Consider the following 16,304-nt stretch of genomic DNA (forward strand, 5'->3'; position numbering starts at 1 on the left):
ACTCTGTCCAATATTTATAAATTAAGTTTAATATAAACTTCATCTAAATCATCCTGCGTAATGCCAATATATTTCTTTGTCATCGCTATACTGGAATGATTAAGTGCTTCCATGATCAAAGCAAGGTCTACTCCGCTCTTATATGCCCAATAGCCCCAAGTCTTACGCATTGTATGAGTAGATATAGAACCTTTAATTCCTAAATAATCAGCAGCGTTACTAATAATTTCATGTGCCTGTTGCCTTGAAATAGGTTTACTACTACCATCTTTATTAGGTTTATTACTGGTTATTAAGTAATCATTCTGGGATAGTTTACTTAATTTAATATAGTCTCTAATAGCTTTTTCAAGGTTAGGACTTACAGCAAATATCTTGCCTTTATCTGTTTTCTTCTCTCTAATATCAATATGTTCATTAACTCTTTTGCCATCCCAAACATCAGATACTTTTAACCCTAATATATCTGATATTCTTAATGCACTAGATATACCAATCATGAACATAACATAGTCTCTAGGATTCTTCTCTTTTAAATGGCTCTTCATTTTGTCTATGTCTTGTTTGTTTCTCAATGGTTGAACAAGATTCATGCTCAAAACCTCCATTTGGTTTAATCTGTCATATCACTATTTATAGTATATGTTATGTCAGATTATTTTGCAAGGATAAAGGATGAATTCTTAAAACTACTGATAACAAAGGATTTCGCACTTGACATTTATTCATTGTGTCAGATTTCTAAAAATAGAATCAAATGTTAATTTCGTAAGTTATTCTTCTATTTTTGTTTGATTCTATTCTTTGGGACTATTGAAGTCTGGCTTGGTAACTTTAATAGTTACATCTTCATTAACATTTGCATCTAATTTATCAGTATATAAATTTAACATTGTCAATAATACTTTTCTGTCTGCTGAACATCTTGGATTAGATTTAGCATATTTAACAGTTGCATTTATAATATCGTTTACTGATCCTTTTAACATATCCATTGTCATAGTATTGAGTAATGCAATGAATTTTGGGTTGTTCATTACTCGATACCAACTATCTCTAGATACATCAGCCATCGTACATCTTTCTTTGATAGTTTTATCAAAAGATTCGGGATTTAAAGCAACTTCTAATATTCTTTTCTCGACTTGAGAGGGTTCATAGATGTCTGATTCTTTCAGTATTTCTCTCACAAAATCACCTCCATATTATCTACTTTCTATTTATTCAAACAAAAAGAGCCCCAAATCGGGACTCTTATAAAAAAGTAATATCATATTTTCTATCAATACTATTAGTTTAAAAATCAATACCAGGATCTCTATCATAAAGAGCATCCACCACTATATCATAAGTTCCTACTAATGACTCCAGTAAATACATCTTTCCCGGTATTTCTCCACTCAGTAGTAATTTAAGATGATCTTTAACCATTTGAGTTGCAAAATGAGTGAGCGATTCGCCTTTATGATCTTTAACTAACTCTTCACTAAATATCCGATTACTTGCATAAAGTACCACCGCATTTACCAAAATCATTTTATTTTCGCCGATTTCACTTACAAAATAATAGTTACCTAGATTATCCTGTATTAAATCTCTAAATGGTAATATTTTTTCCATTTTTAATCATCTCCCTTCACACCTACTTATTCGGCCAAAGGTAAGCTATTCCTTTAAATATCTGGATTATTTTTCCTAACTATAGTAGTCTATTATTGAGGTGGCTAATATGGGTTTTGGGGATTTTATGATTGAATATAAAGCAATATTTGGTACATTATTAGGAACTATAGTAACATTAGTAACAACTCATTTTTTAAAAAGTAAGGGCAAATTGATGTTTGAACCCCAAAATTGGTCTTTAAGATTTTACAAATTTGTTACAGGAGTAGAAAAAGAAATTACTTCTTCTGAAGAAGCTTCTTATGCATTATTCAACTTTGAGCTCATTATCTATAATAATTCTGAAACGCCTAAATCATTAAAAGATATATACTTAGAGATTAAAGATGAAAAGACACAACTCAATTTAATATTAAAAAATTCTAATACAGCTAGATATAGTTCTGGATTTCGAAATATAGATGAAGTAAAAATATTAAATATAGCACCAAAAACTATGTTCTGTATCCCTCTAGAGGGCAACTTAGATGAAAATACGACTAAACAAATTAGAAATGGAATGAAAGTGATTTTTCACGCTAAAGACTATAAGAATAAAACATATCAAACTGAAATCGCTAATATTTCTTATTGATCTTGGTCTATATAAATTATTAAAACCATCATAGCTAGCTACACCTTGATAGATATAAATATCGAATTATTTCTACATATTATCTACGTAGGATGATAACCTTTTAAACCTGTTCATTTATCCAGTTTACGGTTTCGTCAAAGTAGAAAATCAATGTTCTAATAAACCCGAACATGTCCTTATACTTTATTTCATTTATTTTTAATATTTGACGGTCATACATGTTATCCCCATGGGCAATTGCATTTCTTATCTTATATATTGCTTCAACAACCGAAAATAAGTCTGGCTTTTCTTCCAGTAACGATTTGCCATAAGCCTTTTTAAAACCAAAATGGAAATACTCTAAGGCCATCGTTTTTTCGTAATCACTTTCATAATTTCTAAATTCTTTATCTAACTTTTTTTTGGGAAATCCCTTATCTTTAAGTAATTTTGATATGAAACATTCACTTGCCATTGAAAGATTCATAATTGCCATTTCAAAGTTACCTTTTTCATGAAAATATTCAGCTTGTCTGATAAACTCTCTTACTAAATCTTTAATGGTTTGTTCTTTTCTCATGTCATTTAAGGTTAAAGTAATTCTCTCCTGGGTTATTTTATAAACAAATTTTGCATCTGAATAATCATAATTAAATCCTAGCTCCGGAATAGAAAATCCATACGGAATTATAAAATCTTCACCATCAAAAATGTTAAAAAACGATTCATCCATATGAAGAAATAATTTATTGACAAAATCTTTAACTACAACCCCAACTTTTTGAGCTAGTGATTTATATAACTTGTGTAGAAAACTGTGTTCGTAACCTAGATTGAGGTTAGGCTCTGGTGTATCTGTATGCGTAATATAAATTACCATAAAACCATCATAATGTTGCATTTCAATTGAGGACTTCCATGGTTTAATTACTATTTCTTCTATAACAATATCAGATGACAAATCATAATAGTATTCGAATGGTAGCTTTAAATACCATGTACATGTAATCCTCATTGTTGATACCTCATTATTATCCTTAGAATCTTTTTTTGACTTTTAAACTAAAAGAGCCCGAAGGCTCTTAGTAAGCGATTCACATATTACATTTCCAATCATGTAACTTTGCTATTTCTATAAATTAATCTAACATTTACTCTTGCCTTTATGCTTGTTCCCATAAATTTAAAGCTTCTTGTTCTTCTTTTTGCTTTTTAGTTTTTATTAGTTTAACAAGAATCTCATGGAATTGTACGAAAAGATTTATATAAGCTGTAATTTCATCATTAACTTTTGCAGATACACTAAAACCATATTTGTATCTTGGGACATCAGATTTATATTGTTTTTCCCATGAAGAATCCTTTGAATAATCTTTATAACCATAGTCGATCAGTATTTTACCTGAATAACCAAGAAGTTCTCTAATAGAATTGTCTATATTAGATTTTATATTTCTTTGAGCATTAAACAATGAATTAAATTCATCTTTTCCATCTAAACTATATGAAAGTAGAAGCCATAATTCATCATTATCAAATTTCTTATTTACTAACTCTGGAACTTGATCAATTAAAGTATTTAGCTCTTTTTTAAGCTCACTTAATTTTTCCAAACCAAGTTTTTTCGTGTTTTCAGTATTTGACTTCACATTAGATTCAATATCATGTTTAAATTTATCTTTAAGATAAACTTCTATCTCAGAGATAATTTTGATCTTTTGTCCATCCATTTGCCCCTTTAAAGAATCCAGCGTTTTTTCACATTCGGTAATTTGACGTATTAATACTTCAATATCCATTTCTACTTCCCCTCTCCAAATATAGAAGAAACAACTTAATGGATAATTTCGCCAAAGAAATCCTGTATCCTGCAATTTAAAACAATTATATTATTAGATAATATCCGTTACCCATTTAGCTACATCAAATTTGATTTTATTTTCTTGTAAATATTTCGCATATGTCTTACCAACGCTGCCACTTAAATCTATTCTAATAGGACACCACTGGATTCTCTTATTTTCTTTTATTTCTTCATCAATTTCAAGCTTAGTGGCATATTTAATGATTCTATCTACACATTTCTTAGGACTTCCGTTAATGTATTGAACCTTACTTTTATCCATAAACCAAATAAAACAACCACTAACTCTAGGATCAATTATCATTTGTTTATTCTCCCTTTTCATGCAACCTGTATTTAAAATTAAAAGTCAAATTAAAGCCAATAACTATAACAAAACTAACCAAGAATATTAAAACATTAACACGCATTTTTATTCTCCTCTATTAGATTTTACGAATCAGCCAACTTCTTTAATAATTCTCCATGTTTCTTTAAAAGATTTTGAATCATTCTTATTTCTCTATCTTCTGGATCATCACCTTGAGCCAACATGCTCATAGATTTTGAATATCTTTTCATAATATCTTTTCATAATATCCTTCAATTTCTAAACTCTTTCTAGCTTCTTTAGGAGTAATACCTTTCTCCTTCATAGACTGTTGAATTAGTTTCTTAATATCTCTCATGCAAGTTAAAGGTTTTTTATCACTCATTTGTTTACCATCCCTTAATCTTATTTACTGCCCATTCACCAATACCAATACTATCAGCTTCATCTGAACTTACATCTAAACCATATTTATCCTTAACAAATGCAATGGTATTCAGCTTTTGTTCTTCCCTTTTCCTGCCCTTAATTTTACATGCTGCTTTCCATTCGGTAGGCTTAACAATACAAAAACTGATATTTATTTGAAATAAATAAAGCATAATTACACCCTGGAATTGGCTGAGTTGTTGATACGTTTTATAATTGTTTTGAAATTGAGTATCCTCAAACACAATAAAGTCAGGAGAGAGTGATTCAATTAGATTTGTAATTTTATCACTCATCAACTTCATGCGTTCAATTATATTCTTTTCAGCCGGATCAACCTCAAGAATTCCAAATGTAATTAGTTTATTATCATCAAATAAAGAATAGCCAGTTTTTAACGTTGCCTGATCTAGGCACAGTATTTTAGCCAACTAAATCATCAACCACTTGATAATTATACATAGCATTATAAAGTTTTAATGGAATAACCGATTTATATTGGTCTGCAATATCTTTAATCCGTTGTTCCTTAAACTCTTTATAAGCTATAAAAGCATCCTGAGGAGTATCAAAAGTACCTAAGTACTGTTTCTTTCCTGTCCCGATTTGACACCTGCTCATATATCTATCATTTTTAGTGAGACTTACACCAATAGGCAGTTCTCCACGACTAGCATCATTTTTAGTAAACAAAACATTGATACTTCTTGGAAGTAGGCAACATGTCTCAGGTGAATATATCTTATTGCCAGGATAGAGAATGTCTTTATCCAATTGTAAAGATTCACTTTCGCCTTTTATTTCATAATAATTATCTTTGTACCATCTAGAAAAAGTCTGGAAGTTTAAAAAATCATCCGAAACTGTGCAATCCTTATAAGTAGGATATTTCGCCTTTATTTTTTGTGAGAAACATCTTTGAAGCATGGCATTCCAAATGGAATAAACATTCGTTGCTTTACCATTAATATAAGCTTTTTGTTCACCAAAGCCTATTTTCCCATGACCCCAAACTGAAATATCATCTGGATTTTTTACGCTACCTGATTTAAATTGATTGTACGTAACATGAGCTATGAAGCCATTACTAAATTGGACTGTTACATTTTGACTATCAGTATAATCAATAATCCACATCGTAGAATTGCAATTGTTGGTTCTGGTCTCACCAATCCTATCGAGTGCTTGTTGTTTACAATACTCTTTCTTTTCTGCTTTGACCTTTTCTTGTTTGACCTCGCGTCCCGCGACCCTATCCATTACCACTGTATCCATTTATAAACCCCTTTCTAGCTTCGTAAAGTGCGCCACCCCTTAAATTTGGATATTAAAAAAGCACCCATTGAAAAATGAGTGCTTAATCAGCATAAAAAATAGGACAGGACAAACCTGTCCTATCCTTGAGTGAGAGGAGGATATTCAATCGCCTATCTCTAGGCAAGTAATTAGTTTAATTATTTTATAATTAACCCTTGCAATCGTATTTTATCTATGTTAATATGATATCATGAGTTATAAATTTAAGTATTTTTAGGTTGAAAAATTAATGAGTCTGTAGAAAGTCTTTGACATCCGCTAAAGTTGATTCCCATAGGTCTCTCTTCGCTGCCCTCCACCTCGACAAAAGTGGAGTGTCGATTCCATTTACACCAATTTGTTTAGCTACCCAACAAGCTTTTACTCCATGAGTTTCTATATATTGATTCATCTGATCCCGCAATTCTTGTTCTTCCATGACCTGTTTAACTCCTTTCTCAATTTATAATATCTTCAATTGTATTAAATTTTTATTGTAAATAATGTTGACATTGTATTGATGCATATGTTATAATTAAATTTAGTCATCTTTAATTCTCTATCCTATTGTAGCATAATAAGTAAAGTGCCTTAAACTTAGTTATATCAACAGTTTAAGGCACTTTTTTGACGGAGAATCACCCCATTATTTAACAAACATGTTTAATAATCCATCTCCATACACCTGAAATAATACTTCCAGAGTTATTGACTCAATTCCACTTCTCTTGTCAATTTCTCCATTCTTTTTTACTGAATTTAAACACATTTTCATAACACCATATAAATCCGCTTTTGTTAGTTTTATATACAATATATTATTTACGACTTCTTTTTTAACAGACCTTATTTTTTCCAATTTATCCTTGGCAGCTAAATCACAATCTAATTTATAGGCTTTAATTTTTTTATCTAGATTTTTAATATTTTTTACAACATAGGAAACAACTTCGTCATTAGCTTTATGCTTATTTTTTTTGACCAATTTTATAACTTGGGTTGTGCCAATCTTTTTACCATTTTTAACTTTATCCATTTCCTCTTCTAACCAGTCCATAGGGGTATCCATCTTTATATATATCTTCTCTTCCCATTCCTTTTGGATTTTATCATTCACTTTTAATAATTTAACTAAATCTTTGTTTTCCTTATCCAAGTCTTTAATATCTATTCCATTATCGGCACAATATTTTAATATTATCGGTTGATCCAGGTCTTTCCTATGCTTTTTATTTGTTGCTTTTCTTTGTTTTTTAGAAGCATTATCCCCAATGAATTTAAAGAAATATGGTTTGATTCTTCTACTATCATATTTCTTGAGTTCTTCATATTTTACCGAAATTCTACTTTTGACTTCATCGATTTCATTTCCTTTTGCTATAGTTAATTCTTGCTTTAAGGTTTCAATTTCTGATTTAATCTGGATTACCTTCTCATTATCAACCAACTTTAACCCTTTTTTCATTCTCTCTAATTCTTTAGGAACATTAAGCTTCTCAAATTGTTTTTTGGCTTTATCAATCTCACATTGACTCATAGAACTAAGTCTACTAGTCTTTTGGTACAATTCATATAATTCTTCTTCTGTTGCTTCCTTATTGTATTTTAGATGATTGTACAACGAATTGATTTCTTGGCTGAGATTAATTACAGAGCCAATATAGTTTTTTGAAATTTTATGGTCAATATCGCTCATTTTTTGACCTGTTAATTCAGCATTATTACTGCCTGTGTTCTCTATCTTATTGATTGGAATAGGAGTTGCTTCTTTATCTATCATCTTACAAGCATCAACAATGATTTTGTTTTTTGTCAGTAGGTTAGAATCTATGTCAAAATCTTCTCCTTGATATGTAGATAATATTGGATAATCAATAGAGTTTAGAAATACTATATTGGGCGTACAGTTGAAATACTCTTTTAAATCTTTAACTTCTTTATTAACCTGTATACCGATATTTGAAACATTGATATGTGGATTTCTAAATCCAATAATGTCATCACCATCATCGAATCTACTACAGTACAATTCATTACCCTTTAACTCACTTGTACCATCAAATTGACTAACTGTAGCTTTTAATAGTTCAAATGGGTTCCCACAAGCTACACAGTAGTCTGACTCGATTTTGATCTTACCCTGTCTTACTTGAGTAATATAAGCATTGATATAGTTCCTTCTAAAATCTTTAAATACCTGTGTATTTTGAAATTGAGGATTAGTTTTAATTAACTCTAAAAAAGCTCCTGTAACATCTATATTCCTTCCAATATCTAATACATTGTCATTATCATCCTCTTCATTTGTATCATAATCTTCTCCAATTTCTTTGATTTCTTCTGAATATTGGTTAACTTCTTGTAAAAAGAAATCCAAATCATCTTTTAATCTATTTACATATTCAATCTCTGGTTTAACTAAATCTGATATTTGCTCTGGCGTGAAGGGAATTGTGTTAATCATCTGGTAGCTTAAGCGATTGATTAACCCATTTTCAAAGTGTGAGGGTTTATCCGTTTTACATACTCCAAACGTCTCTCCACAATTATCTTTCCAATATTTTAACCATGCATCTTCTCCTTTATATCCATCTATTTTTAAGACTTCATTATTATATTTACTAAGTTTTATAGCACTAGGAGTAGTAATTAGTAAAATATCCTTGACCAAAATCTTATTACCATACATATCTTCAACTTCATATGTTTCATATTCCAAACAATTATCTTTACAATATTTTCTATAATACTTTTCAATGTAGCAACAGAACCCTGCACACTTCATATATCTGTTTCTGAGTAGAGCCACTCCGCGGCCTTTAATAACTTCATTTTCATCAAAGATTTTAGAACTAAGTAAACCTTCACCATCCCAAATTGAATCCTTTTCTTTAGTAGGAATAGTCTCTGTTTTTAGTTCTCCATTTTCTAACCAGGTGTTACTCATAGTCCAGTTAAATTCACTTATATGATCATCTATCACTAAGATACTATTAGGATTGATTTTAACACACCCAATGATGCTTGAAAGAGGTAAACTTTCATACGCACGAATTCCTGCAATATCACAATCACTTTTAAATTCTAAACCCATTCTTGCCCAATCAATGACATTTTTAATAGTTTCTAAAATAAATAGATTTTCTCCAATTCTGGCTTTGCCACTTGCTCTTTTAAAGTTGGTCATTAAATTACCATTAAATTTGAATCCATCAATATAAGTCCAATCTCTTAATTGTTTAGTCGTTTTTTCTTCATTTGCTACTTTGTACTTTTTAGTATATTTAACATTAACAATGTCTAATGTATATAGTTTTCCATCTACTTCTTTGATTTCAATACCTTCAAGTAATTCCTTATTTTCTACTAGTTCAAATGAATAATCTAATTTCCCATTTAACAATTTATCTAAGTACTCATAATCAATTTCATAATTCTTAGTTTCACTATTATTAGCTTTATATAGCCAACATGCCTCAATATTTGGTATATATATTCCACTTTCTAAGTTGTTCATTATCTATATATTCCATCCTCTCTTTATTAAACACACGATTCCCCACTCAGGGGATTTTACAATAAAATGTTAACCACTCAATACATGAAATGGCATTTGATCATCATTATCCTCTTCTTCACATGCCCTATCAGCCTTAGCCTCATAACTCATATCAACATAAATCTGAGATAAAGACTTTCCTGGATTCTCTCTTTTAAGTCTTTCTTCTTCTAACTTTCGAACATTAACATCATTGTCATATTGCCATTTTTGTTTTTGTCGAAGTAGCTTTGACAACTCTTTTTTCTCGGTTTGAGTTATTTTACTATCCTCTTTCTTCTTTTGGAGTATATAGATTCTCAGGGAAACTGATCTTTTTTCATTAGCAGTAACTTCATTAACCTTTGAAGTAAAACTCCACCCTGCTTTTCTTTTCTGGCTCTTAAAAGCGGTAATACTATTATCTAATTCCGCTTCCCATCCGTCACGAAACAAGGTGTATGTAAAATTAGCTTTTCTTCTAATAGGCTGCTGCCCATCTAATTTAAATATCATATCCCCTGCACACATGTATCGAATAAGATCTAACTCGACCAACCTATTAATATACTGCTTTAGCGTTGCCTGTGATTGGATAAAGATATCTTCTCCAATGGTTTCATAACTTGGATATGCCACTTCAGGTTTTCTTTCAGCCGGAGAAATATCATTCGCATTTCTTTTAATCCGGCTCTTGATATTACAAAATAAATTAAGCAAATTGTATTTATCTAATTTTCCATGATCCGTATTTATAATCGTGTTAAATTCAGAATCCAAAAGTCCAAAATACCTTTGCACATTACCATTGCCATTACGTTCATATATATCTAACCTTGCACTTACAAAATCATCTGCATTCAAAGATTCAATATCAATCTCACCACAGAACTCAATTAAAGAATTATCTTTCAATGCAATTAGAAAATCTCTGAAATATTTCCTTTCGTGACTCGGACTATTTTTAATCTTTAGCAACCACAAAATCATATTGATAGAGAAATAGGCATAACCTCTCCTATTTTGAAGTTCTAATAAAGCATATAAATATGCTACAGTCCTTTTACCAAACATTTGAATATAGCTATTATTTAAAACACCATCAAGTGTTATATTTTGAACAACAATATTAGGTATCATTTTGTACTCAGGATCAACATTACTATCCATTTAAAACTCCTCTCAAAATACAATTTATTTATAGAAACAGAACAAAAAAGAAACCTTACCTTGCAAAAAACAAGAAAGCAAAGTAAAGATTCTTTTTTAGGGTTTATCCCTAAAATACAATACTTATTCTATTCTTATTAATTATTATTCTTATCTTGTTATATATTAGTATTATCTTGTTACACTTATCTGACGTTTAGAATCTCTACATTTTTTGCTTAAATACTTGAAGTGTTTGTAGAGAATCTCTACATTATTTGATTTTACACTTAAAGTGTTTGTAGAGAATCTCTACATTTGCCAAAACACTTGTCTAGCGGTAAGGGTTTATGAGCTATTAAAAACAGGTCGTTTGGAAGTGTCTTGTTTTCGTGGTCGACGTCCTCGGTTAAACGTGGTCGAATTCTATTTTTCTATAACCAGATTTCATAGGCAATTGGGTATCCTTGGTATTTTCACTAATTATTTATCCTCACCGATACTTCTTTTTTTGTTTTATTAATCTTGTTGAATGCTTCAGCAATGTCATCTTCTATCGATGACTCATTATTTTCAATCTTCCTAAGCAGATCATAAATCATTTTTCTTAACTCAATGATATTTGTGGCAAGATAACCATCCATCCTTGCCCCTGATTTTTCATAAATCCTTTCAGATTCAAGCTGCCGAAGTTTATTATCAATATCTTGAATTTCATGACTATATCTCTTTTTAATTCCAGTTGGTTTTGATGTTTCCATAATTCTATCCTCGCTCTCTTTTTAACAATTTTCTATATTTCTGATATTCGGTTTTTTACAATTTAGCATAAAACCTCGATTTTATGCCCTTTATTTCCATATCAAAGACTTGTTTCATGCGGTCTTGTTTGATCCTCTCCTTTCATTATTTGTTGTTACAACTATCCAAGCTTGGATAGGAATTTTAGATGATAATATTGACAATACACGAAGCTTCTTTTATACTAAAAAAGTAGATAGCATATAAGTAAATTAGTTATGCTCTAGTTGGTAAAGGACATTAAAAAAATAGACAAATAGACAGGGCAAGCTCTTATCGAGTTATGCCTTATTTGTAATTTATACCCTAATTGAATGTTAACATACAATTTTTAGAAGTCAAGGATTTGGATTCCTGTTCGTTTGAGCAGGAATTTTAATTTGCTCAAAACATGGTCCCCTAACCAAAAGCCTTATCTACATGGGGTTTCAGGTTATTTGCTTCCATAAAAACTGGTAAGTCAGTCCGAGGTAATCAAGTATCACAATTTAGCATAGCAGAAAGGTTTATTGTCTTAGGTTCATTATAATAATATTTCTCAAGAACATGGATTGCATCAATCATAGCTTTTAGCTTTGCAGCTCCCCCAGGATGGACAGGATGACATTTTAGATTATTGTTTAGACTTTCATTCACTCAATAACTCACTATACTCAGGTTCAAAATGTACTATTATCGCATCAATGACATGATCCAAAGTATCCACCCCTTCACCCTAATAATTTATTGATGAGTTTATCAAACCAACTTTCCTTATGTTCCTCTTCTCTTTGGCAGTTTTCCCTCCATAATTCTTTTTCGATATTATCATTCGAGGAATAATATTGTTCATATAACTCATCGATATCGACCTTTGACCAATCGGTTTCTTCGGGAGTTTTTATAGGGAACTGAATTAGCTTGCACATACCAACTCCACCCTCTTTTCAACTAACACCATGTTCTCACCAGTAAAGGCTAGACTTTGGGTTATAAGTTCTTGATATTCAGCTTCTTCAATGTGAAACTCCAGGTTAAACCCATATAATGCTTTGGCTTGATTGAGCTGGTCTAAAACTTGGGAAGCTCTATCTTCGGTTACATACATCATATACACACGATCCTCTATTGTATGATAAGAAATATAAGCAACAACAGCCTTTTCGATTAAACGAATTGAAGAAACAATATTCCCTTGACCATCTTTGACTACCCATACTTTTTTCATTAAAATTACCTACCTCTCTCTTATTTGTTTATTTCTCAACTCTGTATATATTCTACAGCTTCATGTAGATACTGTCAAGCAAAGTTGTATTTTTTCTTTGACTTTATGTAGAATATATACTATTATAGAAACATAATATAAGTTCTGGAGGAGATAATTATTATGTCATTCAGTTTCAAACCATTATTTAAGTTATTAGTTGATAGAGATATGACAGCCGAGGATTTACGAAAGGCTTTAGGTTTTTCCTTTTCTACAATGGCGAAGATGAAAAAAGGTGAATATGTTTCGCTTGAGGTACTCGATAAAATTTGTAATTATTTACACTGTAATTTGAGCGATGTTTTAAAGCACGTTCCTGATAATAAACAATACTAATTTCACTCTTCACCGTCCCCTACCCCAAGTCCATTATTCAAGGATTTGGGGTTACTTTATGCTTAGAAATAACATTTACCGTCCGAATGAACAAAAAGCACTTTGGGGCAATTACATACCCTCAAAGTGCTTTCTTATAGTTACAAACAATTAACTTATTCAACCTCACTTCTGCGAACAAACCGACAAAGGGTCTCATCCCACATCCATTCAGTTTGGTCTTCAGGATTGTCCATAAACCTAACCAAAACATCAAATTCAGATTCCTTTAAGGCAGTATCAAACCATTCTTGATAAGTGATCCCGAGGGATTTACATACAGCATCAAGTCGAGCCTTAACTTTTTCATCGCCTGGAAACGTGATAAACAAAAGATCACTCTCCTTATTTGGGACATAATAACAATTATTAAACATAAGACCTCAAAATCCCTGCTAAATCATCTCATCATTTTCAATTTTAAGTCAAAATTCCCTTAATACAACAAGAGATTTTAATCCTATCTTTATTGTCTAGTAAGAATCCCTACCCCATTATAATTCATTGCCAAAATCATGAGTATATACGTTTAAATGGACTTCTGAGCCTTTCAACTTCATTTTATGAGTTGTTCTGAATACACCAAATTTTGAATTGATTCTAGGCTATTTAATTATCCTTCTAAGCGATAAATATAATTTTTTGTAAAGTCGAAAACGCGAGATATTTAGAGATAATCAGAGATATCTCATTATAATCTTGATTTATCGCCAATTCTATGTTATTTTATCCGTAATATAATCGAAGGGAGTAAATAGCATGGAATACGTTTTACAAAATACAGATCTTTTTGATGAAGAAATAGGCACAAAATTTAATGAAGCCATAAAACCAGACATAAAGAAATTTGATAAGGATAAAGTTTATAAGTTTACAGTTAGCTTTCATGTAAATTTATTGAAAGACTCACGAATGGAAGATTTCATTATTCCAGAACCGATTATGAGTAATATCGATACAAAAGAAGAAATAAATCAAGTTTTAAGTGTGGAATTAAATAGCAATATAGTCACCCGAGAAGATAAAATGAATGAGGTTTTAAGTGTGCAATTAAAGAGAATAGAAAGGATAGTGAATGAGTATGGGATAGATGCAGATTTAACAATCCAAGGTGATTATTTAGGTGCAGAAAATATTATTAAGATAGAAATTGCTGAAGATCCTACAGAGCCGATATTCACTAAAAAGGGTAAAAAGATAAAAAGGATCAAAGTCAACTCTGTTATACCAAGTTTGCCAGGTACAAAAGAACTAGTATCAGAACTATATACAAAGAGAATCGTTGAAATATATTGTAAACTCTTTAAACCTTTTCTTAATGATAAAAAATTCATATCGGAAATCTTAGACATTGAAAAAACAAATGATGTCATATTATTGATTAATGCATTTCGGCAGCAGTATGGAGATTTGTGGCTCGCTACTAGCGAAAGAGAAGAAGAAATACTTAATCGTTTAAAAGAAAGAGTTTTATTTGTTCTCAAAAAATATGAAGGACAATCTGGAATACAGCAAGATAATGGACTTTCCAATCATGATGCGAAAGACAATCCTGATGTGATAAACATTGATGATACCCTAGAAAAACCTAGATTTCCTAATAACCTCAGATATTTCAGGAAAAAATTAGGTATTACCCAACTAGAAATTGAGAAACAAACAAAATTAGGTAAGAACCAATGGAAACGATATGAATCTGGTGAGCGAGAACCTAAAATAAGCTTAGTAAATACATTTGTTTCAGCCTATAATCAAATAGCTCAAGAAAAGGGTGTTGATTTAATAGTTACTCCCTCTGATCTTTATCCTGAATAATAGAGTTATCGTAAAACCTTCCGACTACGGGAGGTTCTTTTTTTGGTATCGTTTAATCATAACTCAAAACAATAGAAAAACAGTTGATCCTATGGATTATCTAAAATGAACCTTCTACCGATCCCAAAAGGCTATCTTCTTTTCTGTCCCTTAGTCCAATCCTTCCCTCCTGTGCCTCCTATCTCCCTCTATTTCCCTATCTTTCTTAAAGATTCATATATTTAATGTAACGGTCTTTATATCTAAAATCAATTAAGGCTCCTAGCCATTACGAATCCCTTACTATTATATTTTAAAAGCCTTAGAAGATAATTCTAAGGCTTTTGATGTAATTATATATTAAGAAATTAGTTATGTTTAGTTTCTAAACTATACTTTTAAACCTTAACTTTTTAGAAGGAATTTGTTAATAAAAATAGAAATATTTATTATATATTATCGAATATTGTTTCAGGAGAGTTATAAATGAAAAAAATAGTACATTCTTACTCCTTATATATACCTCCAGGTAACTACTTTATTGATAATCTATTAGAGATTTATGAGAAACTAAGAAGTGTATCATTAGATGTCAAGATCACATCTAATGATTATGAGTTTGAAAGTTTTGAAGAACTTAGGCAGTATAATCAAGATATTAAAGAAATTTCTTTTTCTATTACCCAACCATATATAACTATTGAGATCAATAAGTGGGTATGGATCTATACAAGCGACGATATTCCCTTTAACAGAGGAATGGTTGAACAACTTAGAGATATCTGTCTTAAACAGGTTAAGCCGTTTAATTCAAAGTCACAAAGTGGCTCAAAATTAAGTAATATTATAACAATATTATTTTTAAGTGTAGGAGGTTTTATTTTAGGTAAACAAAAAAATTTGATAGGCATGTTTTTTCTGATCTTCGGATGGTCATATTGGTTTTGGGATTACTATACAAGCCTTCACCGTCAATCTAGTATAAAACTAAAACCTAAAGAAGATGTTCCACCCTTCTGGATAGCGAATAAAGATAAAATAATTATTGCATTTATTAGTGCTATTCTTGGAGGAGTAGTAAAGGTCTTTTTAGATATAGTTATTAAATCTTAATAAATCGAAGAAGAATTTCTTACTAAAGCTTAAATGAAAAGAAATGCTCACTTGATTTAAATGAGCATTTCTCTAAATTTAAGTTTTTTTATTCGACCGAATCTTGACCGAATTCTTATGAATTCCTATAGGTTTTTGGTAGAA

22 protein-coding genes are annotated in these 16,304 nt (G+C 30.6%); 4 read left to right on the forward strand and 18 right to left on the reverse strand.

Translation table 11 applies throughout. The annotated features are described in order from the left end of the window. Positions 1 to 14: 14 nt before the first annotated feature. From DESME_RS08560 to DESME_RS08570, 3 genes are all read right to left on the reverse strand, one after another. Positions 15 to 593 (reverse strand): site-specific integrase, encoded by a 579-nt coding sequence (locus DESME_RS08560; protein WP_006718840.1) that lies wholly within the window; start codon positions 591 to 593, stop codon positions 15 to 17. A gap of 204 nt (positions 594 to 797) precedes the next feature. Then, entirely contained in the window at positions 798 to 1,190 is a 393-nt protein-coding gene (locus DESME_RS08565; RefSeq protein ID WP_006718838.1) for a hypothetical protein, read from the reverse strand. 106 nt (positions 1,191 to 1,296) lie between these two features. After that, on the reverse strand, positions 1,297 to 1,620 hold the full coding sequence (locus DESME_RS08570) for a hypothetical protein (RefSeq protein ID WP_006718835.1): 324 nt from the start codon (positions 1,618 to 1,620) through the stop codon (positions 1,297 to 1,299). A 109-nt stretch (positions 1,621 to 1,729) separates the two neighbouring features. Here DESME_RS08570 and DESME_RS08575 point away from each other — a divergent pair, with 109 nt between their 5' ends. Next, positions 1,730 to 2,257: a hypothetical protein gene (locus DESME_RS08575; protein ID WP_006718834.1), complete on the forward strand. Its 528-nt coding sequence runs from the start codon at positions 1,730 to 1,732 to the stop codon at positions 2,255 to 2,257. 103 nt (positions 2,258 to 2,360) lie between these two features. On the opposite strand, the gene DESME_RS08580 is transcribed toward DESME_RS08575, so the two are convergent. From DESME_RS08580 to DESME_RS08630, 14 genes are all read right to left on the reverse strand, one after another. After that, positions 2,361 to 3,203, reverse strand: a complete 843-nt coding sequence (locus tag DESME_RS08580; protein WP_167998833.1) for a HEPN domain-containing protein — start codon at positions 3,201 to 3,203, stop codon at positions 2,361 to 2,363. A gap of 202 nt (positions 3,204 to 3,405) precedes the next feature. After that, entirely contained in the window at positions 3,406 to 4,041 is a 636-nt protein-coding gene (locus DESME_RS08585; RefSeq protein WP_006718830.1) for a hypothetical protein, read from the reverse strand. Between the two features lie 93 nt (positions 4,042 to 4,134). Then, positions 4,135 to 4,410, reverse strand: a complete 276-nt coding sequence (locus DESME_RS08590) for a hypothetical protein (RefSeq protein WP_006718827.1) — start codon at positions 4,408 to 4,410, stop codon at positions 4,135 to 4,137. 128 nt (positions 4,411 to 4,538) lie between these two features. Beyond that, positions 4,539 to 4,667 carry a hypothetical protein gene (locus DESME_RS16380; RefSeq protein WP_006718824.1) on the reverse strand — a complete coding sequence of 43 codons (129 nt, stop codon included), beginning with the start codon at positions 4,665 to 4,667 and terminating at the stop codon, positions 4,539 to 4,541. Then, entirely contained in the window at positions 4,664 to 4,801 is a 138-nt protein-coding gene (locus DESME_RS15905) for a hypothetical protein (RefSeq protein ID WP_006718821.1), read from the reverse strand. Before DESME_RS15905 ends, DESME_RS16380 begins: the two co-directional genes overlap by 4 nt. 4 nt (positions 4,802 to 4,805) lie before the next feature. Beyond that, the gene (locus tag DESME_RS08595) at positions 4,806 to 5,276 is read right to left on the reverse strand and encodes a crossover junction endodeoxyribonuclease RuvC (protein ID WP_006718819.1); all 471 of its coding nucleotides are present in this window, start codon (positions 5,274 to 5,276) and stop codon (positions 4,806 to 4,808) included. After that, complete coding sequence (locus DESME_RS08600; protein WP_006718816.1) at positions 5,269 to 6,120, reverse strand: hypothetical protein; 852 nt, start codon at positions 6,118 to 6,120, stop codon at positions 5,269 to 5,271. The genes DESME_RS08595 and DESME_RS08600 overlap by 8 nt, the downstream gene beginning before the upstream one ends. 268 nt (positions 6,121 to 6,388) lie before the next feature. Next, positions 6,389 to 6,580 (reverse strand): hypothetical protein, encoded by a 192-nt coding sequence (locus tag DESME_RS08605; protein ID WP_006718815.1) that lies wholly within the window; start codon positions 6,578 to 6,580, stop codon positions 6,389 to 6,391. Positions 6,581 to 6,787: 207 nt separating this feature from the next. Next, positions 6,788 to 9,658, reverse strand: coding sequence for a hypothetical protein (locus tag DESME_RS08610; RefSeq protein WP_006718813.1), 2,871 nt, complete (start codon positions 9,656 to 9,658; stop codon positions 6,788 to 6,790). A gap of 69 nt (positions 9,659 to 9,727) precedes the next feature. Beyond that, entirely contained in the window at positions 9,728 to 10,849 is a 1,122-nt protein-coding gene (locus tag DESME_RS08615) for a hypothetical protein (RefSeq protein ID WP_006718811.1), read from the reverse strand. A 458-nt stretch (positions 10,850 to 11,307) separates the two neighbouring features. Next, entirely contained in the window at positions 11,308 to 11,589 is a 282-nt protein-coding gene (locus DESME_RS08620; RefSeq protein WP_006718809.1) for a hypothetical protein, read from the reverse strand. A 514-nt stretch (positions 11,590 to 12,103) separates the two neighbouring features. Continuing rightward, a complete protein-coding gene (locus DESME_RS15910) occupies positions 12,104 to 12,265 on the reverse strand; it encodes a hypothetical protein (protein WP_006718807.1) in 162 nt (53 codons plus the stop codon). Positions 12,266 to 12,339: 74 nt separating this feature from the next. Continuing rightward, positions 12,340 to 12,537, reverse strand: a complete 198-nt coding sequence (locus tag DESME_RS08625) for a hypothetical protein (protein WP_006718805.1) — start codon at positions 12,535 to 12,537, stop codon at positions 12,340 to 12,342. Then, complete coding sequence (locus DESME_RS08630) at positions 12,525 to 12,836, reverse strand: hypothetical protein (protein WP_006718803.1); 312 nt, start codon at positions 12,834 to 12,836, stop codon at positions 12,525 to 12,527. Before DESME_RS08630 ends, DESME_RS08625 begins: the two co-directional genes overlap by 13 nt. 162 nt (positions 12,837 to 12,998) lie before the next feature. Here DESME_RS08630 and DESME_RS08635 point away from each other — a divergent pair, with 162 nt between their 5' ends. Continuing rightward, a complete protein-coding gene (locus DESME_RS08635) occupies positions 12,999 to 13,214 on the forward strand; it encodes a helix-turn-helix domain-containing protein (protein ID WP_006718801.1) in 216 nt (71 codons plus the stop codon). Positions 13,215 to 13,369: 155 nt separating this feature from the next. Here the strand turns inward: DESME_RS08635 and DESME_RS08640 are convergent, their stop codons facing one another. Continuing rightward, on the reverse strand, positions 13,370 to 13,585 hold the full coding sequence (locus DESME_RS08640) for a hypothetical protein (RefSeq protein ID WP_025248736.1): 216 nt from the start codon (positions 13,583 to 13,585) through the stop codon (positions 13,370 to 13,372). Between the two features lie 427 nt (positions 13,586 to 14,012). Here DESME_RS08640 and DESME_RS08645 point away from each other — a divergent pair, with 427 nt between their 5' ends. After that, the gene (locus DESME_RS08645) at positions 14,013 to 15,068 is read left to right on the forward strand and encodes a helix-turn-helix domain-containing protein (protein ID WP_006718796.1); all 1,056 of its coding nucleotides are present in this window, start codon (positions 14,013 to 14,015) and stop codon (positions 15,066 to 15,068) included. 465 nt (positions 15,069 to 15,533) lie between these two features. Then, positions 15,534 to 16,160, forward strand: coding sequence for a hypothetical protein (locus DESME_RS08650; RefSeq protein WP_006718794.1), 627 nt, complete (start codon positions 15,534 to 15,536; stop codon positions 16,158 to 16,160). The last annotated feature ends 144 nt before the right edge of the window (positions 16,161 to 16,304 follow it).

This window comes from Desulfitobacterium metallireducens DSM 15288, from assembly GCF_000231405.2.
GTDB classification, from domain to species: domain Bacteria; phylum Bacillota; class Desulfitobacteriia; order Desulfitobacteriales; family Desulfitobacteriaceae; genus Desulfitobacterium_A; species Desulfitobacterium_A metallireducens.